The organism is Pseudomonas sp. GD04091 (assembly GCF_029836165.1).
Lineage (GTDB): Bacteria > Pseudomonadota > Gammaproteobacteria > Pseudomonadales > Pseudomonadaceae > Aquipseudomonas.
Genome location: NZ_JAOEBG010000027.1, coordinates 54,215 through 74,820, shown reverse-complemented (window position 1 = coordinate 74,820; position 20,606 = coordinate 54,215). Strand labels below are relative to the sequence as shown.

Sequence of the window (20,606 nt, the reverse complement as noted above, 5' to 3'; positions counted from 1 at the left end):
GCGGTGCGATCAGAAGTCCTTGCACAGCCGCAAGGCGTCGTAGATCGCGGCATGCACGTTGCGCTGGGCCACGCAGTCGCCGATGCGGTACAGCAGGTAACCTTCGCCCGGCTGACTCAGGATCGGCTGCGGCTTGATGGCGAACAGCGCCTCCACGTCGATCTGTCCCTTGTTGCGCGAGCCGTCCTTGAGCGCGTAGTACAACTGCTCGTCGGGGCGAACGCCGTTCTCCACCACCACCTGGTCGACCACGCGTTCTTCCTTGGCGCCGGTGTACTCGTTCTCCAGCACCGCCACCAGCTTGTCGCCTTCGCGGTAGACCTTCTCCAGCATCATGTCGCCGGTCATGATCACTTCTTTGGGGTACATGCTGCGGTAGTAGGTCGGGAAGGTGGTGCCGCCCATGGCCACGCCCGGCTTGATGTCGTCGGTGACGATCTCGACCTGGCTGCCCTTGTCGGCGATGAAGTCGGCCACCGACATGCCGGTGAATTCGCAGATGGTGTCGTACACCAGCACGTTCTTGCCCGGCGCCACCTTGCCGTCGAGCACATCCCAGCTGCTGACCACCAGCCCTTCGGCGGCGCCCCAGTGCTCGTTCTGCTCGAGGAACGAATGCCCGCCCACGGCCAGCACGATGATGTCCGGGCGCAGGTCCTGGATGGTGGCCACATCAGCGGCGGTGCCCAGGCGCAGATCGACCTTCAGACGCGCCAGCTCCAGCTGGTACCAGCGGGTGATGCCGGCGATCTGGTCACGTTGCGGCGCCTTGGCGGCGATGGTGATCTGCCCGCCGATCTGCTCCTTCTTCTCGAACAGGGTCACATCGTGGCCACGTTCGGCAGCCACGCGGGCCGCTTCCATACCGGCCGGGCCGGCGCCGACGATCACCACCTTGCGCTTGGGCCCGGTGGTCTTCTCGATGATGTGCGGCACGCCCATGTACTCACGGGAGGTCGCGGCGTTCTGGATGCACAGCACGTCCAGGCCCTGGTACTGACGGTCGATGCAGTAGTTGGCACCGACGCACTGCTTGATCTGGTCGATCTGGCCCATCTTGATCTTGGCGATCAGGTGCGGGTCGGCCATGTGCGCGCGGGTCATGCCGACCATGTCGACGTAGCCGCCTTCGAGGATGCGCGTGGCCTGGTTCGGATCCTTGATGTTCTGCGCATGCAGCACCGGAACCTTCACCACTTCCTTGATGCCGGCCGCCAGGTGCAGGAACGGCTCCGGCGGATAGCTCATGTTGGGGATGACGTTGGCCAGGGTGTTGTGGGTGTCGCAGCCCGAGCCGACCACGCCGATGAAATCGAGCATGCCGGTGGCGTCGTAGTAGGCGGCGATCTGCTTCATGTCCTCGTGGCTCAGGCCATCGGGGTGGAATTCGTCGCCGCAGATGCGCATGCCCACGCAGAAGTCGTCGCCGACCTCGGCGCGCACGGCCTTGAGCACTTCCAGACCGAACTTCATGCGGCCTTCGAAGGTGCCGCCCCATTCGTCGGTGCGCTTGTTGACACGCGGGCTCCAGAACTGGTCGATCATGTGCTGGTGCACCGCCGACAGCTCGACGCCGTCCAGGCCGCCCTCCTTCGCCCGGCGCGCGGCCTGCGCGTAGTTGCCGATCACCCGCCAGATCTCCTCCACCTCGATGGTCTTGCAGGTGGCGCGGTGCACCGGCTCACGGATGCCCGACGGCGACATCAGGGTCGGCCAGTTGAAGCCGTCCCAGCGCGAGCGGCGGCCCATGTGGGTAATCTGGATCATGATCTTGGCGCCATGCTTGTGCATGGCGTCGGCGAGGTTCTGGAAGTGCGGAATGATACGGTCGGTGGACAGGTTGACCGACGCCCACCACTCCTGCGGGCTGTCGATGGCCACCACCGACGAGCCACCGCAGATCGCCAGGCCGATGCCGCCCTTGGCCTTCTCTTCGTAGTACTTCACGTAGCGGTCGGTGGTCATGCCGCCGTCAGTGGCGTAGACCTCGGCGTGCGCGGTGCTGAGCACGCGGTTGCGGATGGTCAGTTTGCCGATCTGGATCGGCTGGAACATTGCTTCGAATGCCATGACGCAGTCTCCGGCTTACAACGGCTTGACGACGAACAGACCATCTTCGTGGCCTTCTTCCGAGCCACCGTAGACCTGCTCGGCCACGGTGCGGATCGAACTGCCGCGAGCGGCGAGAATCTGGTCCATGGCGCCGGCGAACCAGCCGGTGAACATGTAGTCGACCTTGCGGCCGCACTTGCCATAGACGTACACGAACGCCGAGTGCTTGAGCTTGACGCTGGCGGTGCCTTTATCCAGGTCGATGTCCTGGATCTCGAACAGGCCCCAGCCGCGCTGCGACAGGCGCTTCATGTAGTGCTCGAACACCGCCACGCCTTCCAGGCCATGACATTCGGCCTCTTTCTCGCACCAGTGCCAGGCGGACTTGTAGCCGGCCTTGTAGAGAATCTCGGCGTAGGCGTCGGCGCCCAGGACTTCCTCGATGCCCATGTGGTTGTTGACGAAGAAATGCCGCGGCACGTAGAGCATCGGCAGGGCGTCGCTGGTCCAGACACCGGTCTCGCTGTCGACTTCGATTGGCAATTGCGGGGCGATCTTGGCCATGGAAACTCAACTCCATAAATTTTTTTGTTTGGATGCCCCGGCGTTGCTGGCAGGGGCTTTCAGGCTTTGAGAGCGGCTTTATTCGCCCCAGACGTCCTTGAGGACGTTGACCCAGTTCTCGCCCATGATCTTGCGTACCACACGCTCGGAATGGCCGCGCTTGAGCAGGGTTTCGGTGAGGTTGGGGAACTCGCCGACGGTGCGGATCCCCAGCGGGTTGATGATCTTGCCGAAGTTGGTCAGGCGCCGGGCGTAGCCCTTGTCGTGGGTCAGGTACTCGAAGAAGTCCTGGCCGTGGCCCTGGGTGAAGTCAGTGCCGATGCCGATGGCGTCCTCGCCGACGATGTTCATGGTGTACTCGATGGCCTCGGCGTAGTCGTCGATGGTCGAGTCGATGCCCTTGGCCAGGAACGGCGCGAACATGGTCACGCCGACGAAGCCGCCGTGATCGGCGATGAACTTCAGTTCTTCGTCGGACTTGTTGCGGGGGTGCTCCTTCAGGCCGGAAGGCAGGCAGTGGGAATAGCAGACCGGTTTCTTCGACTCGAGGATGACTTCCTCGGAGGTCTTGGAGCCGACGTGGGACAGGTCGCACATGATGCCGACGCGGTTCATCTCGGCGACGATCTCGCGGCCGAAGCCCGAAAGGCCACCATCACGCTCGTAGCAGCCGGTGCCCACCAGGTTCTGGGTGTTGTAGCACATCTGCACGATGCCCACGCCCAACTGCTTGAACACGTCGACGTAGGCGATCTGGTCCTCGAACGCATGGGCGTTCTGGAAGCCGAAGAGAATGCCGGTCTTGCCCAGTTCCTTGGCCTTGCGGATGTCGGCGGTGGTGCGCACCGGCATCACCAGGTCGCTGTTCTCACGGATCAGCTTCTGGCTGGCGGCGATGTTGTCGACGGTGGCCTTGAACCCCTCCCACACCGACACCGTGCAGTTGGCCGCGGTCAGCCCGCCCTTGCGCATGTCCTCGAACAGCTCGCGGTTCCATTTGGCAATGATCAGGCCGTCGATGACGATGCTGTCGGCGTGAAGTTCGGCTGGGCTCATCAGGCTGTCCCCTTTTATCGAGTTTGTCTGCGCCGAATCCTGTGCCGGCGCTTTGGGGCCAGCATATGCCTGCGGCCGGATGCGCCCCGATGCAAAAACGACAGGGGGTTTGCCGAAAGCGTCAATGGCCGGGCGGACGCGCTCTGGCACGCTACCTGGCAATGAGAGCGAGTCTCGACTGGGCCCCTTGCAAGCCTTTGATGAACTTTTCGTCAGGGAGCTATCGCCAGGACGGGGGCTGAGCGAGAATCCTGCGATTCGTCAGCCTGTTCAGGAGAAAACGGATGAAATCAAAGGCATGGCTGGTCCTGCTGGTCGTCGCTTGCGGCGCCCACGCCGCCGAGGAAGAAAGCACGCCCTGCGACAACGTCGAAAACGACCAGCAGGGCTACGCCTGCGCGGCCTACAACAAGCTGACCGCCGAGCGGGAGCTGAAGGCGGCCTACGACGACCTGATCCAACGCATCCGCGACCAGTATGCGGACGAAAGCGACAAGGCCGCGGCGCTCAGCGCGAAGATGGAGGCCGCCGAAAAGCTGTGGACGCAACTGCGCGATGCCGACTGCAAGGTCGAGACCTATGCCGAAAAACCGGGGAGCAAGGCGTTCGAGGCGGCATGGGACACCTGCGTCGCGCAGCTCAGCGACGAGCGGTCGGAATACCTGCAGTCGATTGGCCAGCAGTGACCAGGCCGGCTTCGAGCGGTGCCGGGGCGATCAGTTGCCATCGCCAGTGAGTTCGACCACATGGGTCTGGTCGAAATGCCCGTCCATGCTGACCTCGTCGACCAGCAACTGCCGCGCCGGCCAGTCGAAGGTCAGGCGCAGGTAGGTGCCGGCATTCAACGCGCCGCTCTTGAAGTTGGGCACACTGGCGAAACCATCGTAATCTCGCCCCACGTACCAGTGGGTGTGCCCGGAGAACACTGCCGCCACCCCATAGGCCTCCAGCAAGGCCGGAAACTCCCGGTAGCGCATCCACTCGTCGCTCCAGTCCTCGCTGTCATGCATGTTGACGATGACCGTCTCGCCGTTGCTTGCGGCCTCCTGCAGCTGCCCTTCCAGCCAGCCCACGGAGCGGGTGATGGAGAAGTGGCGCTTCTGCCTCATTGAAAAGCCACCGCCCGTGCTCCATTGCCGCTCGTAGGTGGGCTCGTGATTCAGCTGGATGATGCGCACCCGCCCGACCGTCACCGAGTAGGAAAGCGAACCGTGGTGGGTGTCATTCTCGAAGCTGTAGTCGAAGGCATTCACCGGTTGCATGGCCTGGACCCAGGCAATGTGGTCGCACACGGCATCCCGGGCGCAGCCATTGTTGGCGCAGTCGTCGACATTGTTCTTGTAGTCGTGGTTGCCCAGCCCTGGCAGCATCAGCGGCCCTCCCACGCCAACGGCCATCTTGCGCAGCATGCTCTGCACCGCCGCACGCTCGTTGCCATGGCCGTACTCGGTGATATCGCCGTTGATCACCACCGGCACATGGTAGGGCTCGTCACGCTCACGGGCGATCGCCCGGTAGACGGAGGCGGTCCTGTACCAGCCCGCCGGCTCGATGTCCTCCAGGTACTCGCTCACGCGCTGACGCATATGGCGGAACGCCTGGGGATCGGAGGCGATGATCATTTTCTGGCGGCCGTCGGGATAGTCGGCAAGCTCGTTCCAGCCGGGGCGGTAATAGTCCTGATAGCGGTCGGTGGTCGTGCTTTCGCAGCCCGCCACAGCCGCATCGGCGCGCCAGGGAGCAGAAGCCAGGACAACAAACAGTGCCAGTGCGAGGCCGGCGAATCGGGTAGTCAGGTGCGTAGGAAACATAGTGGCAATCCATGCTGGGTCAGTGGACTGCCCACGCTATAGAAGCCTCGATCCGACAATCATCGGGAAGCCGCTCCCGCTAAGGCGCAACGCCGAACGCCAAGCGCGCTGGCGTCTGCCGGTCTTCCCGGGGGCAGCAGGCGAACCGCGCCCGGTAGCACCGGGTGAAATACGACGCAGACTCGAAGCCACAGGCAACCCCGACCTCCAGCACGCTCATGTCGGTCTGGCGCAGCAGCTGGCGGGCCTTGTCCAGACGCAGGCGCAGGTAGAAACCGCTGGGCGTGTCGTCCAGGTGCAGGCGAAACAGTCGCTCCAGTTGCCGCCGGGTGACCTGCACCGCCTCGGCCAGTACCTGGGTGTTGAGTGGCAGCTCGGTATTGCGCTCCATCTCACCGATCACCTTCACCAGCTTCTTGTTACGCAGCCCGTAGCGGGTGGCGATCTGCATGCGCTGGTGGTCCTGGCGCGGGCGGATGCGCCCGAGCACGAACTGTTCGGACACCTGCACCGCCAGCTCGCTGCCGTGAGCCTGGGCGATCAGGTCGAGCATCAGGTCGATGGAGGCCGTGCCGCCGGCGCAGGTGATACGTCGACGGTCGATCTCGAACAGCTCCTGGATCACCTGCAGACGCGGGTAGCGCTCCTTGAACGCGTCCAGCGCCTCCCAGTGCAGGGTGGCCCGATGGCCGTCGAGCAGGCCCGCCTCGGCCAGTACCATGGCGCCCGTGTCGATCCCGCCGAGCATCACGCCTTCATGGTCGAGGCGGCGCAGCGCCTGCTGCAACGCCGGGCCATAGCAGACCAGTGGATCGAAACCGGCGACCACCAGCAGCAGGTACCCCTCCTCGGCCTGCCCCAGCGCGCCGTCGACATTCACCGACATGCCATTGCTGGCCTGCACTGCGCCGCCATCGAGGCTCAGCACGCGCCAGCGGTACAGCGGGCCACGGAAGCGGTTGGCCACCCGCAGCGGCTCGATGGCGCTGATGAAGCCCATGGCCGAGAACCCCGGCAGCAGCAGGAAGAGAATGGTTTGCGGCATTGCATGCTCCACGGGAAAGGTGGTCGCCTCCGTGCAATTGTTGGTCGCCAGGGTGCGATTTTCCACCCCGCTGGCAGCGTAGCTTGTTCACACGGCCCGCAGAGGTCGGACCCATAACAATATGCACTGCCGATGGAGAGCCACCATGCAACGCTTTATCCGCCGCAGCCTGTTGTCCCTCGCACTCAGCACCACCGTCGCCACCCCCCTGTTCGCCGCCGAGCCCGCCGTCTGCAAGAACGTGCGCCTGGGCGTGGTCAACTGGACCGACGTGATCGCCACCAGCGCCATGGCCCAGGTGCTGCTCGACGGCCTCGGCTACCGCACCAAGCAGACCAGCGCCTCGCAGCAGATCATCTTCGCCGGTATCCGCGACAAGCGCCTGGACATGTTCCTGGGCTACTGGAACCCGATCATGACCCAGACCATCACCCCGTTCGTCCAGGCCGGGCAGGTCAAGGTACTCGACAAGCCCAGCCTGGAAGACGCCCGCGCCACGCTCGCGGTGCCGAAATACCTGGCCGACAAGGGTCTGAAGACATTCGCCGACATCCACCGGTTCCAGAAGGAGCTGGGCGGCAAGATCTACGGCATCGAGCCGGGCTCGGGCGCCAACACCCAGATCAAGGCGATGATCGCCAAGAACCAGTTCGATCTCGGCAAGTTCCAGCTGGTCGAATCCAGCGAAGCCGGCATGCTCGCCGCGGTCGACCGCGCGGTGCGGCGCAACGAGGCGGTGGTGTTCTTCGGCTGGGCGCCACACCCGATGAACGTGAACATCGACATGGTCTACCTGGGCGACAGCCAGGACGCCCTCGGCCCGGACGAAGGCCGCGCCACGGTGTGGACGGTGACCGCGCCGGACTATGCCGAACGCTGCCCCAATGCCCATCGCCTGCTGGCCAACCTCAGCTTCAGCGCCGAGGACGAGAGCCGGATGATGCAACCGCTGCTCGATCACAAGGATGCCCTGGAGTCGGCACGCCAGTGGCTCAAGGACCATCCCGAAGACAAGGCGCGCTGGCTCGAGGGGGTGACCACCTTCGATGGCAAGCCGGCCGCGGACAACCTCAAGCTCAGCGCCAACTGACAGAACCTCATCGCCTACTCGCACACCGACACGTCAACCCGGCCGGTGTAGGAGCGGCCTTGTGTCGCGAAAGGGGTGCGAAGCGCCCCCAGGATTCATGCATCAGGCATATGTTGATGGGGCCGCTTTGCGGCCCTATCGCGACACAAGGCCGCTCCTACAGAGATCCGGCCCATAGTCACAAAAAGGAATCGATCATGAACCACGACGTCATCATCACCTGTGCCCTCACCGGCGCCGGCGACACGGTCGCCAAGAGCCACCTGGTCCCGGTGACCCCGAAACAGATCGCCGAAGCCGCCGTCGAAGCCGCCAAGGCCGGTGCCACCGTGGTCCACTGCCACGTCCGCGACCCGCAGACCGGTCGCTTCAGCCGCGACGTGAACCTTTACCGCGAAGTGATGGAGCGCATCCGCGAGGCCGACGTGGACATCATCGTCAACCTCACCGCCGGCATGGGCGGCGACCTGGAGATAGGCCCGGGCGAATCGCCCATGGAGTTCGGCCCAGGCACCGACCTGATCGGCCCGCTGGCGCGCCTGGCCCACGTCGAAGCGCTGCTGCCGGAGATCTGTACTCTGGACTGCGGCACCCTCAACTTCGGCGACGGCAACGCCATCTATGTGTCCACCCCGGCGCAGCTGCGCGCAGGGGCGAAACGGATCACCGAGCTGGGCGTGAAGGCCGAGCTGGAAATCTTCGACACCGGCCACCTGTGGTTCGCCAAGCAGATGATCAAGGAAGGCCTGCTGGACGACCCGCTGTTCCAGTTGTGCCTGGGCATCCCATGGGGCGCGCCGGCCGACACCACCACCATGAAGGCCATGGTCGACAACCTTCCTGCCGATGTCACCTGGGCCGGTTTCGGCATCGGCCGCATGCAGATGCCGATGGCCGCCCAGGCGGTGCTGCTCGGCGGCAACGTGCGAGTCGGGCTGGAGGACAACCTGTACCTGGACCGTGGCGTGCTGGCCAGCAACGGCCAGCTGGTCGAGCGGGCGGCCGAGATCATCTCCCGCATGGGGGCCCGCGTGCTGACCCCGGCCGAGGGCCGGGAAAGGATGAACCTCAAACGCCGCTGAACCCATCAACACTCGCAAACGCGCCATAGATCCTGTGGGAGCGGGCTTGCCCGCAAAGCAGGCAGCGCGGTGGATGGCACCGGCTGCGCCGGTGTTCGTGGCGGTGCGGCGGTCCGACAAGCCCGCGCCCACAGGATTGGTATCAATCCAACTAACTCTGTTTTGCCCCGAGGACTCGACATGCCCTTCATCACCGAAATCAAGACCTTCGCCGCCCTGGGTAGCGGCGTGATCGGCAGCGGCTGGGTCGCCCGCGCCCTGGCCCATGGCCTGGATGTGATCGCCTGGGACCCGGCGCCGGGCGCCGAGGCGGCCCTGCGCAAGCGCATCGCCAACGCTTGGCCCGCCTTGCAGAAGCAGGGCCTTGCGCCGGGCGCCTCGCAGGATCGCCTGATCTTCGTCGCCACCATCGAGGAATGTGTACGCGATGCCGACTTCATCCAGGAAAGCGCCCCCGAACGCCTGGACCTCAAACTCGACCTGCATGCGAAGATCAGCGCCGCCGCCAAGCCGAACGCCATCATCGGCTCCAGCACTTCGGGCCTGCTGCCCAGCGAATTCTATGAGTCGGCCACTCACCCCGAGCGCTGCCTGGTCGGCCATCCGTTCAACCCGGTTTACCTGCTGCCGCTGGTGGAAATCGTCGGTGGCAGGAACACCAGCCCCGATGCCATCGAGGCGGCGAAAGCCATCTACACCGCGCTGGGCATGCGCCCGCTGCACGTGCGCAAGGAAGTCCCCGGTTTCATTGCCGACCGCCTGCTCGAAGCGCTGTGGCGCGAAGCGCTGCACCTGGTCAACGACGGCGTGGCCAGCACCGGCGAGATCGACGACGCGATCCGTTTCGGCGCAGGCCTGCGCTGGTCGTTCATGGGCACCTTCCTCACCTATACCCTGGCTGGCGGAGACGCCGGCATGCGCCACTTCATGGCCCAGTTCGGCCCGGCGCTGAAACTGCCCTGGACCTACCTGCCGGCGCCGGAGCTGACCGACAAGCTGATCGACGACGTGGTCGAGGGCACCTGCGAACAGTTGGGCGAGCGCAGCATCGCGGCGCTGGAGCGCTATCGTGACGACACGCTGCTGGCGGTGCTGGAAGCGGTGAAATCCAGCAAGGCCAGGCATGGCATGGCCTTCGGCGACTGAGGAGAGAACCATGCCCGCCCTGACCACCTATCGCACCCGGGTACTGCCGGAATGGGTCGACTACAACGGCCACCTGCGCGACGCCTATTACCTGCTGATCTTCAGCTACGCCACCGATGCGCTGATGGAACGCATCGGCCTGGATGCCGACGCCCGTGGGCAGAACGGGCACTCGCTGTTCACCCTGGAGGCGCACATCAACTACCTGCACGAGGTGAAACTCGATACCGAAGTGTGGGTACGCACGCAGATCATCGGCTTCGACACAAAGCGCCTGCATCTGTACCACAGCCTGCACCGGGCGGGGTTCGACGAGGCGCTGGCGGCCAGTGAACAGATGCTGCTGCATGTGGACCTGGCGGGGCCGAAGTCGGCGCCGTTCAGTGAGCGGAGTGTCGGGTTGCTGCAAGGGTTGGCCGACGAACAACAGGATCTGCCGCCCGCTGCGTTTGCAGGTCGGGCAATGGGTTTGCTCAAAAAAACCTGAAGGCCCTGTGGGAGCGGGTTCACCCGCGAATGCGTCGATGAATTCGACATCGCATTCGCGGGTGAACCCGCTCCCACAGATTAGGTAACCAGCCTAAAAAATAACCCCGGAAAGCCGTGAGCATCCGGGGCCAAGAGCGAGCAACATCCACTGTGCGAGAAGTGAGGGTGACCAAACCCTCGGTGCCGTGAATGACGTCAGTGTGCAGGCTTGCCCGAGTATCGATTTAGCCGGAAACGACCTGTTCTTAGCCAAAGCGGCCATCGCGACATTCTGTCCTTGCCGACCTGCCACGACGGACACAGAATCGGTTCAGATCACAGCAGCGAACAAGGATAAAAAGCCATGATGCATGCGGACTTGATTGATCAGGACGACCTGCTGGGCCAACTGCGCTCGCGGGGCTTCGACATTCCGGCTGGCGCCAGCGCCGAGCAGGCCTGCGAGGTGGTGGTGCGCGGGTTGACCGAGCCCAATGCGCGAGCGCTCAAGGGCATGGTCGAGCAGATGTACACCGGCAGCGCGACAATCCTCCCGGCCGTGCGCCAGGCCATCGACAGGCAGTTGCTGCCGGCGTTGGCGCAGTTCAACAAACGCGCCTGAAGCATTGACTGGCCCTGTGCAGGAGCGGCCTTGTGCCGCTCCTGCACAGGGCCAGTTTTCAGCTACAGGCGCACACTGGCAAAGGTCGACTCGTTGCGCGCCTGGCTCAGCGCCGCCAGCGGCCCGCTGTGTGGCGACAGGGCCATGGCCTGCGGAATCGGCATCATTGCCACCTGCTGGGTGGTGTTCGAGCCCACCCGCTCGTCACGCGGCGGAATGCCGAAGTACTCGCGGTAGCACTTGGAGAAGTGCGGCGTGGAGACGAAGCCACACACCGACGCCACCTCGATGATCGACATCGGCGTCTGCTTGAGCAACTGCCGAGCGCGAATCAGGCGCAGCTTGAGGTAGTAGCGCGACGGCGAGCAGTGCAGGTACTTCTGGAACAACCGCTCGAGCTGACGCCGCGACACCGCCACGTAAACCGCCAGTTCGTCCAGGTCGATCGGCTCTTCGAGGTTGGCTTCCATCAGCGCGACGATTTCCTGCAGCTTCGGCTGGTTGGTGCCCAGCATGTGCTTGAGCGGCACGCGCTGGTGGTCCTGCTCGTTGCGGATGCGCTCGTAGACGAACATCTCGGAGATCGCCGCCGACAGCTCGCGGCCATGATCGCGGCTGATCAGGTGCAGCATCATGTCCAGCGGCGCGGTGCCGCCGGAGCTGGTGAAGCGGTTGCGGTCGAGGGTGAACAGGCGGGTGCTCATGTTCACCCGCGGGTAGGCTTCCTGCATCGCCGCCAGGCATTCCCAGTGCACGCTGCAATCGAAACCGTCCAGCAGGCCGGCGCAGGCCAGCGCCCAGCTGCCGGTGCATACCGCGCCCAGCCGGCGCGACTGGCGGGCCTGGGCCTGGAGCCAGGTGACATGCTCGCGGGTGACGGTGCGCTGGATACCGACGCCACCACAGACGATCACCGTGTCGATCGGTGGCGCGCTGTGCATCGCGGCATCGGGCGTGATCTGCAGGCCATCGCTGGCCCATACCTGGCCGCCGTCGACGGTCAGCGTGTGCCAGCGGTACAGCTCGCGGCCGGACAGCTGGTTGGCCATGCGCAGCGGCTCGACCGCCGACGCCAGGGAAATGAGGGTGAAGTTGTCCAGCAGGAGAAAGCCGATGGACTGGGGTGCTGTGCGGTTCTGGGTTGGGTTCCCGGAGGTGTACGACGTCATCGCGATTTCTCCTCACACAATGCAGGGTGTGCCTCAGGCGAGCACTGTTCTTGTAATGGCCCCGTTTCGTATGCAGGGGCTTTGCCAATCTCAACGCAAATGGCATGCCTGAAATTGAACGCTCATCCAACAAAACCCAAAAACGACGCCGGCATGCACCTTCCAGCGGCCTGGGCCATGAGCCTTGGGTCAAACGCAAACAGGCGAGCCAGTGCCCCTGCGTGTCACCCCTGAGCAATTCGGTAGCACTTGTGGGAAGGTTGCCCAGATGCGACAGACTTGAGTGTCACCGACAACGACCCTGCTGGTAACGACAGGCGACGGCCGGTAGATGACAGCCGACGCGCCAGAATGTGGCGCATCGGTCAGGCTTGGGCGAAAACGGCGCATCAGCACTCGATGACGCTGACCGCCAGGCCCCCACGCGAGGTTTCCTTGTACTTGTCGTGCATGTCGGCGCCGGTGTCGCGCATGGTGCGAATCACCTGGTCGAGGGAAATGAAGTGCTCGCCATCGCCACGCAGGGCCATCTGCACGGCGTTGATCGCCTTCACCGCGGCGATGGCGTTGCGTTCGATGCACGGCACCTGGACCAGGCCGCCGACCGGGTCGCAGGTCAGCCCGAGGTTGTGCTCCAGGGCGATCTCGGCGGCATTCTCCAGTTGTGCCGGCGTGGCGCCGAGCACGTCGGCCAGGCCCGCGGCGGCCATGGCGCAGGCCGAACCGACCTCGCCCTGGCAACCGACCTCGGCGCCGGAGATTGAAGCGTTCTTCTTGCACAGGATGCCCACCGCCGCCGCGCCGAGGAAAAAATCCACCACGTTGGATTCGTCCACCACATCGGAAAAGCGCATGTAGTAGTGCAGCACCGCCGGAATGATCCCCGCCGCGCCATTGGTGGGCGCGGTGACCATGCGCCCGCCGGCGGCGTTCTCTTCGTTGACCGCCAGGGCGTACAGGTTGACCCACTCCATGGCGCTCATGGTCGAGCCGATCACGTTGGGCTTGCCCAGCTCCTGCAGGCTGCGGTGCAGGCGGGCGGCGCGGCGGCGCACGTTGAGGCCGCCGGGCAGCGTGCCTTCATGCTTGAGGCCGTTGTTCACGCACTCCTGCATCGCATGCCAGAGCTTGAGCAGGCCGGCGCGGATCTCCTGCTCGCTGCGCCAGACCTTTTCGTTTTCCATCATCAATTGCGACACGCGCAGGTCGTTTTGCCGGCACAGGCGCAGCAGTTCGGCGGCGCTGTCGAAATCGTACGGCAACACGGTCCGGTCGGCGTCGAGCACGCCGCTGGCGGCCTGGGCGGCATCGACCACGAAGCCGCCGCCCACCGAATAGTAGGTGTCGCGGTGCAGCTCGCCGCCCTCGCCTTCGGCGATCAGGGTCATGGCGTTGGGGTGATAGGGCAGGTTCTCGTCCAGCAGCAGCATGTCGCGGGCCCAGACGAATTCGATGGGCAGGCGGTTGTCGAGCTTGAGCACGCCGGTTTCGCGCAGGTCGGCGATGCGCGCAGTGATCTGACTCGGGTCGATGGCGTCGGGCCATTCGCCCATCAGGCCCATGATGGTGGCGTTGTCGGTGCCGTGGCCGACCCCGGTGGCCGACAGCGAGCCATACAGGCGCACTTCGATGCGCCGCACCCGCTCCAGTTCGCCGCGCTCGCGCAGGCCCTGGACGAACAGCGCGCCGGCGCGCATGGGGCCGACGGTGTGGGAGCTGGAGGGCCCGACGCCGATCTTGAACAGGTCGAACACGCTGATGGCCATTGTCGAATCACCTCTTGATGGGCTTGTCTCGCAGCGCCGAACGAAGCCTTGCGCAACTGCTAGGCTGAACGTTCGAGCCGCCTTGGAATGCTCGCATCATCGGGCTTTTGCCCGCCCCCTCGCCGTCTGCAACCGACGTACTTTTGTCCAGCAGCGCCGCCGCTGCACCGGCCCTGCGCGCGCCGTTTTCCAGCGCCCGGACGACGCAAAAACCGAGGCTTGGGGGTGGAAAAACCCAGTTACGACATCGTCCGTACTGGATACGACCCTTCCTGTACTGGATACGACGCCACCAGTAGGCGATTGCCGAACGCTGGAGGATTATCGAAAGCGACTCGTATTGCACGGCCTCGCATCCTGCCCTCTGCAGGCCTGGTCGACCGGAGCCCTGAGAACGCCCGGCGACCCACGCGAACCCGAAGATAAAATCACAGGAGTCCATCCATGAAAGGTTCACCCTCGCTGTTGCTGGTCGCGTTGCTGTCCGCTCCGCTGCTGGCCCAGGCCGCCGAACCCGAGCAGTGCCAAACGGTGCGCTTCTCCGATGTCGGCTGGACCGACATCACGGTCACCACCGCGACCACCAGCGTCGTGCTCGAAGCCTTGGGCTACAAGACCCACACCACCATGATCTCGGTACCGGTGACCTACAAGTCGCTGGCCACCGGCAAGGACCTGGACGTGTTCCTCGGCAACTGGATGCCGACCATGGAGAACGATATCAAGCAGTACCGCGACGCTGGCACCGTCGAGACCGTGCGCGCCAACCTGGAGAACGCCAAGTACACCCTGGCCGTGCCCCAGGCGCTGTATGACAAGGGCCTGAAGGACTTCTCCGACATCCCCAAGTTCAAGCAGGACCTCAAAGGCAGGATCTACGGCATCGAGCCGGGTAACGACGGCAACCGCACCATCCAGAAGATGATCGACGACAACGCCTTCGGCCTGAAGGACGCCGGTTTCCAGATCGTCCAGTCCAGCGAGGCCGGCATGCTGGCGCAGGTCGACCGGGCGCAGAAACGCGACGACGCGATCGTCTTCCTCGGCTGGGAACCGCACCCGATGAACACCCGTTTCAAGATGCAGTACCTGACCGGCGGGGACGCCTACTTCGGCCCCGACCTCGGCAAGGCCACGGTGCTCACCAACACCCGCAAGGGCTATGCACAGGAGTGCGGCAACGTTGGCCAGCTGTTGAAGAACCTGTCGTTCGAGCTCAAGGACGAAAGCACCATGATGGGTTATGTCCTGGACGACAAGATGAAACCCGAAGCCGCGGCCAGGAAGTGGCTCAAGGACAACCCCGGCAAGCTGGATGCCTGGCTGGCCGGCGTGACCACCGTGGACGGCAAGCCCGGCCTCGAGGCGGCCAAGGCCAAACTGACGCAATAACGCAAGACGCCATGGCAACACCGCGGGGCGGGACCGTGCCCGCCCCGGACTGATTTCAATCTTTGCAGGTGGAAGCTCGCTATCATGCTTATCGATCAGAAAATACCCCTGGGGCAGTACATCGCCTCATTCGTCGAATGGTTGACCCAGAATGGCGCCAGCTATTTCGACGCCATCGCCGCAGGCCTGGAATTCATGATCCATGGGGTCACCAGCGCCCTGACCTGGTTCAACCCGTTCGTGCTCATCGCCCTGTTCGCCGCCCTCGCGCACCTGATCCAGCGCAAGTGGGCGCTCACCGTCTTCGTCGCTTTGTCATTCCTGCTCATCCTCAACCTGGGCTACTGGCAGGAAACCATGGAAACCCTGGCGCAGGTCACCTTCGCCACGGTGGTCTGCGTGGTCATCGGCGTGCCGCTGGGCATCGCGGCCGCGCACAAGCCGATGTTCTACACCGCCATGCGCCCGGTGCTCGACCTGATGCAGACCGTGCCCACCTTCGTCTACCTAATCCCCACCCTGACCCTGTTCGGTCTGGGCGTGGTGCCGGGGCTGATCTCCACCGTGGTGTTCGCCATCGCCGCGCCGATCCGTCTCACTTATCTCGGCATCTGCGACGTGCCGCAGGAGCTGATGGATGCCGGCAAGGCCTTCGGCTGCTCGCGTCGCCAGCTGCTGACCCGCATCGAACTGCCCCACGCCATGCCGAGCATCGCCGCCGGCGTGACGCAATGCATCATGCTGTCGCTGTCGATGGTGGTGATCGCCGCCCTGGTGGGCGCCGACGGCCTGGGCAAGCCCGTGGTCAACGCACTGAACACCGCCGATATTTCCCTGGGCTTCGAAGCGGGCCTGGCCATCGTGCTGCTGGCGATCATGCTCGACCGTATCTGCAAGCAACCGGAGCTGCCGGTAAGGGGTGAGGCATGAGCATCATTCGGTTCGAAGATGTCGACGTCATCTTCTCCAGCAAGCCACGCGAGGCGCTGGCCCTGCTCGACCAAGGCCAGACTCGCGAGCAGATCCTCAAGCAGACCGGCCTGGTGGTCGGCGTCGAGAAAGCCAACCTGGATATCAACAAGGGCGAGATCTGCGTGCTCATGGGCCTGTCCGGCTCGGGCAAGTCGAGCCTGCTGCGCTGCATCAACGGCCTGAACACCGTGAGCCGCGGCAAGCTGTTCGTCGAGCACGAAGGCAAGCACATCGACATCGCCCACTGCACCCCGGCGGAGCTGAAGATGATGCGCACCAAGCGCATCGCCATGGTGTTCCAGAAGTTCGCCCTGATGCCCTGGCTGACGGTGCGCGAGAACATCAGCTTCGGCCTGGAGATGCAGGGCCGCCCGGAAAAGGAACGGCGCAAGCTGGTCGACGAGAAGCTCGAGCTGGTGGGCCTGACCCAATGGCGCAACAAGAAGCCGGACGAACTCTCCGGCGGCATGCAACAGCGCGTGGGCCTGGCCCGGGCGCTGGCGATGGACGCCGACATCCTGTTGATGGACGAGCCGTTCTCGGCCCTCGACCCACTGATCCGCCAGGGCCTGCAGGATGAACTGCTGGCCCTGCAGAGCAAGCTGAGCAAGACCATCGTGTTCGTCAGCCACGACCTCGACGAGGCCCTGAAGCTGGGCAGCCGCATCGCGATCATGAAGGACGGGCGGATCATCCAGTACAGCAAGCCCGAGGACATCGTGCTAAACCCGGCCGACGAGTATGTGCGCACCTTCGTCGCCCATACCAACCCGTTGAACGTGCTGTGCGGGCGCAGCCTGATGCGCAGCCTGGACAACTGCAAGCGGGTCAATGGTTCGGTGTGCCTGGACCCGGGTATCGATTCATGGCTGGACCTTGGCGAGGGTGGTTCGATCAAGCGTGCACGCCAGGGCCAGAACGGGCTGGACATGCAGAACTGGGCACCGGGGCAGGACGTCGGGCTGCTGGAACGCAGGCCGACCGTGGTGCACGCCGATATCGGCATGCGCGAGGCCCTGCAGATTCGTTACCAGACCGGCAACAAGCTGGTGCTGCAGGAGAACGACAAGGTGGTGGGGATTCTTGGGGATACCGAGCTTTACCATGCCTTGCTTGGCAAGAACCACGGGTGATGCCTCTGGGGCCGCTTCGCGGCCCTTTCGCGACACAAGGCCGCTCCTACAGGCATACGCGTTCCCCTGTAGGAGCGGCCTTGTGTCGCGAAAGGAGGGCAAAGCCCTCCCAGCAATTGCTCAGCGCACGACGATCCCACGCGAAGCCATGTAGGCCTTGGCCTCCGGCACCGTGTACTCGCCAAAGTGGAAGATGCTCGCTGCCAGCACCGCGCTGGCATGCCCTTCCAGGATCCCGTCGGCCAGGTGCTGCAAGTTACCCACACCACCCGAGGCGATCACCGGAATCCCCAGCGCATCGCTGATGGCCCGGGTCACGCCCAGGTCGAAGCCGTTCTTCATGCCGTCCTGGTCCATGCTGGTCAGCAGGATCTCGCCGGCACCCAGGCCTTCCATCTTCTTCGCCCACTCCACCGCATCCAGCCCGGTCGGCTTGCGCCCACCATGGGTGAAGATCTCCCAACGCGACGTTTCGCCCGGGCCGGAGACTTTCTTGGCGTCGATGGCGACGACGATGCACTGCGAACCGAAACGGTCCGCCGCCTCGCCGACGAATTCCGGGTTGAACACCGCGGCGGTGTTGATCGACACCTTGTCGGCACCGGCGTTGAGCAGGTTGCGGATATCCTGCACGGTACGCACGCCACCGCCCACGGTCAGCGGGATGAACACCTGGCTGGCCATGCGCTCGACGGTATGCAGGGTGGTGTCACGGCCATCGACGCTGGCGGTGATGTCGAGGAAGGTGATCTCGTCCGCGCCCTGCTCGTTGTAGCGACGGGCGATCTCCACCGGGTCGCCGGCATCGCGGATGTTCTCGAACTTGACGCCCTTGACCACCCGGCCGTTGTCCACGTCCAGGCAAGGGATGATGCGCTTGGCCAGTGCCATGGTCGTTCCTCAGCCTTGGTAGTTGTCGCAGAAGGCCTGGGCCTCGGCGACGTCGAGGGTGCCTTCGTAGATGGCACGGCCGGTGATGGCGCCGATGATGCCCGGGGCCTTGGCATCGAGCAGGGCCTTGATGTCGCCCAGGTTGTGGATGCCGCCCGAGGCGATCACCGGGATCGAGGTGGCTTCTGCCAGCGCCTTGGTGAACGGCACGTTGCAGCCCTGCATCATGCCGTCCTTGGCGATGTCGGTGTAGACGATCGCCGAGACGCCATCGGCCTCGAAGCGCTTGGCCAGGTCGATGACCTGCACCGAACTGACTTCAGCCCAGCCGTCGGTGGCGACGAAGCCGTCTTTCGCATCAAGACCGACGATGACCTTGCCCGGGAAGGCCTTGCACGCTTCGGCGACGAACTCGGGCTGCTTGACCGCCTTGGTGCCGATGATCACGTGGCTGACGCCGGCCTTGACGTAGTGCTCGATGGTTTCCAGCGAGCGGATGCCGCCGCCGATCTGGATCGGCAGGTTCGGGTAGCGCCTGGCGATGGCGGTAACCACTTCACCGTTGACCGGCTGGCCTTCGAAGGCGCCGTTGAGGTCGACCAGGTGCAGACGGCGGCAGCCACCCTCGACCCACTTGGCGGCCATGCTCACCGGGTCGTCGGAGAATACCGTGGAGTCTTCCATGCGGCCTTGGCGCAGGCGTACGCAGGCACCGTCCTTGAGATCGATAGCGGGGATAATCAGCATCTTGGCAACCTGTCTTGTTCGTTGGTTTCAGGGCTTCTCGAGCGCCCACAGGTCGCTTTCGATGCTCTCGAACCGCTCCTTGAGGTGCAGCTGAACATCGGCAATCGCCCTGTTGTAGTAAAGGGGTGCAATTTCCTTGCTGAACAGCTCGAGTACCTCGGCCACCTCGAACGACCCCAGCTCCAGCTCGAAGCGGTCTTCGAGGAAGCGCTTGAGCGTGTCGAGCGCTGCGCGCTCCTGCTCCGGGGTCAGGGTGAGGACGGGGGCCTTGGTCCGCGATCTGCTCATTTACCAGCGCCCGTCCCAGGCGACGAAGTTCTGCAGCAGCTGCAGGCCATGGGTGTGGCTCTTCTCCGGGTGGAACTGCACGGCGAAGCGCGAGCCGTCGGCCAGCGCGGCGGCGAAGTCGACGCCATAGTGGCCGCGACCGACCACCTGGCCCGGCTTGCCGGCATTGATGTAGTAGCTGTGCACGAAGTAGAAGCGCGCACGGTCGGGGATGTCGTGCCACAGCGGGTGGTCGAGGGTCTGGCTGACTTCGTTCCAGCCCATGTGCGGCACCTTCAGGTGCTCGCCATCTTCCTTCAGGTCCTTGCCGAAGAAGCGCACCTGGCCGGGGAACAGGCCGATGCAGTCGACGCCGTCGTTCTCTTCACTGTGGTCGAGCAGGGCTTGCATGCCGACACAGATGCCGAGGAACGGGCGATCCTGGCTGACCTCGCGCACCAGGCTGTCGAAGCCCAGGCGACGGATCTCAGCCATGCAGTCGCGGATCGCACCGACGCCGGGGAACACCACGCGGTCGGCTTCACGGATGACGGCGGCATCGCTGGTCACCAGCACCTTGCCGGCGCCCACGTGTTCGAGGGCCTTGGCCACCGAGTGCAGGTTGCCCATGCCATAGTCGATTACGGCTACCGTCTGCATTTACAGGCATCCCTTGGTCGAAGGCATCTGCCCGGCCATGCGCTCGTCCTGCTCGATGGCCATGCGCAGCGCGCGGCCGAAGGCCTTGAACACGGTCTCGATCTGGTGGTGGGTGTTGTGGCCGCGCAGGTTGTCGATGTGCAGGGTCACCAGGGCGTGGTTGACGAAGCCCTGGAAGAACTCCTGGAACAGGTCGACATCGAAACCGCCGACCGTGGCGCGGGTGTAGGGCACGTGCATCTGCAGGCCCGGACGGCCGGAGAAGTCGATGACCACGCGCGACAGCGCTTCATCCAGCGGCACATAGGCATGGCCGTAGCGGAAGATGCCCTTCTTGTCACCGATGGCCTGGGCGAAGGCCTGACCGAGGGTGATGCCGACGTCCTCGACGGTATGGTGATCGTCGATATGCAGGTCGCCCTTGCACTCGATGTCCAGATCGATCAGCCCATGCCGGGCGATCTGGTCGAGCATGTGTTCAAGGAAAGGCACACCGATTTCGAATCGGGCCTTGCCGCTGCCATCGAGGTTGATCGAGCACTTGACCTGGGTTTCCAGGGTGTTGCGCTCGACGGAAGCCTTACGTTCGACCATCACCAGCTCCGCAAAATCATTGGGCGAAAAGGGCTCCATTATAGGCCCAGATCGCGCCGGCTTGAAACGCGGATGACAT

At 64.3% G+C, this 20,606-nt stretch carries 21 protein-coding genes; 9 read left to right on the top strand and 12 right to left on the bottom strand.

Going from position 1 to position 20,606, the window contains the following annotated elements:
* Positions 1-9 precede the first annotated feature (9 nt).
* From dgcA to N7422_RS23925, 3 genes are all read right to left on the bottom strand, one after another.
* Positions 10-2,070, bottom strand: a complete 2,061-nt coding sequence (dgcA, locus tag N7422_RS23935) for a dimethylglycine demethylation protein DgcA (protein WP_279808835.1) — start codon at positions 2,068-2,070, stop codon at positions 10-12.
* 15 nt (positions 2,071-2,085) lie between these two features.
* Positions 2,086-2,616 carry a DUF5943 domain-containing protein gene (locus N7422_RS23930; RefSeq protein WP_279808834.1) on the bottom strand — a complete coding sequence of 177 codons (531 nt, stop codon included), beginning with the start codon at positions 2,614-2,616 and terminating at the stop codon, positions 2,086-2,088.
* A 78-nt stretch (positions 2,617-2,694) separates the two neighbouring features.
* Positions 2,695-3,672: a dipeptidase gene (locus tag N7422_RS23925; protein ID WP_023382781.1), complete on the bottom strand. Its 978-nt coding sequence runs from the start codon at positions 3,670-3,672 to the stop codon at positions 2,695-2,697.
* Between the two features lie 284 nt (positions 3,673-3,956).
* Between N7422_RS23925 and N7422_RS23920 the strand changes: the two genes are divergently transcribed.
* Positions 3,957-4,358 carry a DUF1311 domain-containing protein gene (locus tag N7422_RS23920; RefSeq protein WP_279808833.1) on the top strand — a complete coding sequence of 134 codons (402 nt, stop codon included), beginning with the start codon at positions 3,957-3,959 and terminating at the stop codon, positions 4,356-4,358.
* Positions 4,359-4,388: 30 nt separating this feature from the next.
* Here the strand turns inward: N7422_RS23920 and N7422_RS23915 are convergent, their stop codons facing one another.
* Positions 4,389-5,483: a metallophosphoesterase gene (locus N7422_RS23915; RefSeq protein WP_279808832.1), complete on the bottom strand. Its 1,095-nt coding sequence runs from the start codon at positions 5,481-5,483 to the stop codon at positions 4,389-4,391.
* Positions 5,484-5,562: 79 nt separating this feature from the next.
* On the bottom strand, positions 5,563-6,528 hold the full coding sequence (locus N7422_RS23910; RefSeq protein WP_279808831.1) for a GlxA family transcriptional regulator: 966 nt from the start codon (positions 6,526-6,528) through the stop codon (positions 5,563-5,565).
* Positions 6,529-6,673: 145 nt separating this feature from the next.
* Between N7422_RS23910 and choX (N7422_RS23905) the strand changes: the two genes are divergently transcribed.
* The 5 genes from choX (N7422_RS23905) (at position 6,674) to N7422_RS23885 (ending at position 10,936) form a co-directional block, all read left to right on the top strand.
* Complete coding sequence (choX, locus tag N7422_RS23905; RefSeq protein ID WP_279808830.1) at positions 6,674-7,618, top strand: choline ABC transporter substrate-binding protein; 945 nt, start codon at positions 6,674-6,676, stop codon at positions 7,616-7,618.
* 197 nt (positions 7,619-7,815) lie between these two features.
* Positions 7,816-8,700: a 3-keto-5-aminohexanoate cleavage protein gene (locus N7422_RS23900; protein ID WP_279808829.1), complete on the top strand. Its 885-nt coding sequence runs from the start codon at positions 7,816-7,818 to the stop codon at positions 8,698-8,700.
* A gap of 180 nt (positions 8,701-8,880) precedes the next feature.
* Positions 8,881-9,846, top strand: coding sequence for an L-carnitine dehydrogenase (locus tag N7422_RS23895; protein ID WP_279808828.1), 966 nt, complete (start codon positions 8,881-8,883; stop codon positions 9,844-9,846).
* A gap of 10 nt (positions 9,847-9,856) precedes the next feature.
* Positions 9,857-10,333 carry a thioesterase family protein gene (locus N7422_RS23890; protein ID WP_279808827.1) on the top strand — a complete coding sequence of 159 codons (477 nt, stop codon included), beginning with the start codon at positions 9,857-9,859 and terminating at the stop codon, positions 10,331-10,333.
* Between the two features lie 345 nt (positions 10,334-10,678).
* Positions 10,679-10,936: a hypothetical protein gene (locus tag N7422_RS23885; protein ID WP_279808826.1), complete on the top strand. Its 258-nt coding sequence runs from the start codon at positions 10,679-10,681 to the stop codon at positions 10,934-10,936.
* Between the two features lie 62 nt (positions 10,937-10,998).
* Here the strand turns inward: N7422_RS23885 and N7422_RS23880 are convergent, their stop codons facing one another.
* Together N7422_RS23880 and N7422_RS23875 are read right to left on the bottom strand one after the other, a co-directional pair.
* Positions 10,999-12,105 (bottom strand): GlxA family transcriptional regulator, encoded by a 1,107-nt coding sequence (locus N7422_RS23880; RefSeq protein ID WP_279808825.1) that lies wholly within the window; start codon positions 12,103-12,105, stop codon positions 10,999-11,001.
* 389 nt (positions 12,106-12,494) lie between these two features.
* Entirely contained in the window at positions 12,495-13,871 is a 1,377-nt protein-coding gene (locus N7422_RS23875) for an L-serine ammonia-lyase (protein WP_279808824.1), read from the bottom strand.
* A gap of 444 nt (positions 13,872-14,315) precedes the next feature.
* On the opposite strand from N7422_RS23875, the gene choX (N7422_RS23870) reads away from it, so the two are divergent.
* The 3 genes from choX (N7422_RS23870) to choV all read left to right on the top strand — a co-directional run bounded on the left by choX (N7422_RS23870) (position 14,316) and on the right by choV (position 17,368).
* Positions 14,316-15,263 (top strand): choline ABC transporter substrate-binding protein, encoded by a 948-nt coding sequence (gene choX, locus N7422_RS23870; protein WP_279808823.1) that lies wholly within the window; start codon positions 14,316-14,318, stop codon positions 15,261-15,263.
* A gap of 81 nt (positions 15,264-15,344) precedes the next feature.
* The gene (gene choW, locus N7422_RS23865) at positions 15,345-16,193 is read left to right on the top strand and encodes a choline ABC transporter permease subunit (protein ID WP_172402369.1); all 849 of its coding nucleotides are present in this window, start codon (positions 15,345-15,347) and stop codon (positions 16,191-16,193) included.
* Positions 16,190-17,368: a choline ABC transporter ATP-binding protein gene (gene choV / locus N7422_RS23860; protein ID WP_279808822.1), complete on the top strand. Its 1,179-nt coding sequence runs from the start codon at positions 16,190-16,192 to the stop codon at positions 17,366-17,368. Before choW ends, choV begins: the two co-directional genes overlap by 4 nt.
* Before the next feature lie 120 nt (positions 17,369-17,488).
* Here choV and hisF read toward each other — a convergent pair whose 3' ends face one another.
* From hisF to hisB, 5 genes are read right to left on the bottom strand one after another with little or no spacing between them, the layout of a single operon-like run.
* A complete protein-coding gene (gene hisF, locus N7422_RS23855; protein ID WP_279808821.1) occupies positions 17,489-18,259 on the bottom strand; it encodes an imidazole glycerol phosphate synthase subunit HisF in 771 nt (256 codons plus the stop codon).
* Between the two features lie 9 nt (positions 18,260-18,268).
* On the bottom strand, positions 18,269-19,006 hold the full coding sequence (gene hisA, locus N7422_RS23850; RefSeq protein WP_062572543.1) for a 1-(5-phosphoribosyl)-5-[(5-phosphoribosylamino)methylideneamino]imidazole-4-carboxamide isomerase: 738 nt from the start codon (positions 19,004-19,006) through the stop codon (positions 18,269-18,271).
* Between the two features lie 27 nt (positions 19,007-19,033).
* Entirely contained in the window at positions 19,034-19,294 is a 261-nt protein-coding gene (locus N7422_RS23845) for a DUF2164 domain-containing protein (protein ID WP_279808820.1), read from the bottom strand.
* Entirely contained in the window at positions 19,295-19,933 is a 639-nt protein-coding gene (hisH, locus tag N7422_RS23840) for an imidazole glycerol phosphate synthase subunit HisH (protein WP_279808819.1), read from the bottom strand.
* A complete protein-coding gene (hisB, locus tag N7422_RS23835; RefSeq protein WP_279808817.1) occupies positions 19,934-20,527 on the bottom strand; it encodes an imidazoleglycerol-phosphate dehydratase HisB in 594 nt (197 codons plus the stop codon).
* Between the last annotated feature and the right edge of the window lie 79 nt (positions 20,528-20,606).

Coding starts and splice junctions, on each gene's coding strand:
- N7422_RS23930 (WP_279808834.1), bottom strand. CDS start 2,616: ATGGCCAAGATCGCCCCGCAATTGCCAATCGAAGTCGACAGCGAGACC.
- N7422_RS23920 (WP_279808833.1), top strand. CDS start 3,957: ATGAAATCAAAGGCATGGCTGGTCCTGCTGGTCGTCGCTTGCGGCGCC.
- N7422_RS23890 (WP_279808827.1), top strand. CDS start 9,857: ATGCCCGCCCTGACCACCTATCGCACCCGGGTACTGCCGGAATGGGTC.
- N7422_RS23895 (WP_279808828.1), top strand. CDS start 8,881: ATGCCCTTCATCACCGAAATCAAGACCTTCGCCGCCCTGGGTAGCGGC.
- N7422_RS23880 (WP_279808825.1), bottom strand. CDS start 12,105: ATGACGTCGTACACCTCCGGGAACCCAACCCAGAACCGCACAGCACCC.
- N7422_RS23875 (WP_279808824.1), bottom strand. CDS start 13,871: ATGGCCATCAGCGTGTTCGACCTGTTCAAGATCGGCGTCGGGCCCTCC.
- dgcA (WP_279808835.1), bottom strand. CDS start 2,070: ATGGCATTCGAAGCAATGTTCCAGCCGATCCAGATCGGCAAACTGACC.
- N7422_RS23925 (WP_023382781.1), bottom strand. CDS start 3,672: ATGAGCCCAGCCGAACTTCACGCCGACAGCATCGTCATCGACGGCCTG.
- hisA (WP_062572543.1), bottom strand. CDS start 19,006: ATGCTGATTATCCCCGCTATCGATCTCAAGGACGGTGCCTGCGTACGC.
- choX (WP_279808830.1), top strand. CDS start 6,674: ATGCAACGCTTTATCCGCCGCAGCCTGTTGTCCCTCGCACTCAGCACC.
- hisH (WP_279808819.1), bottom strand. CDS start 19,933: ATGCAGACGGTAGCCGTAATCGACTATGGCATGGGCAACCTGCACTCG.
- hisB (WP_279808817.1), bottom strand. CDS start 20,527: ATGGTCGAACGTAAGGCTTCCGTCGAGCGCAACACCCTGGAAACCCAG.
- N7422_RS23900 (WP_279808829.1), top strand. CDS start 7,816: ATGAACCACGACGTCATCATCACCTGTGCCCTCACCGGCGCCGGCGAC.
- hisF (WP_279808821.1), bottom strand. CDS start 18,259: ATGGCACTGGCCAAGCGCATCATCCCTTGCCTGGACGTGGACAACGGC.
- N7422_RS23915 (WP_279808832.1), bottom strand. CDS start 5,483: ATGTTTCCTACGCACCTGACTACCCGATTCGCCGGCCTCGCACTGGCA.
- N7422_RS23845 (WP_279808820.1), bottom strand. CDS start 19,294: ATGAGCAGATCGCGGACCAAGGCCCCCGTCCTCACCCTGACCCCGGAG.
- choX (WP_279808823.1), top strand. CDS start 14,316: ATGAAAGGTTCACCCTCGCTGTTGCTGGTCGCGTTGCTGTCCGCTCCG.
- N7422_RS23885 (WP_279808826.1), top strand. CDS start 10,679: ATGATGCATGCGGACTTGATTGATCAGGACGACCTGCTGGGCCAACTG.
- N7422_RS23910 (WP_279808831.1), bottom strand. CDS start 6,528: ATGCCGCAAACCATTCTCTTCCTGCTGCTGCCGGGGTTCTCGGCCATG.
- choV (WP_279808822.1), top strand. CDS start 16,190: ATGAGCATCATTCGGTTCGAAGATGTCGACGTCATCTTCTCCAGCAAG.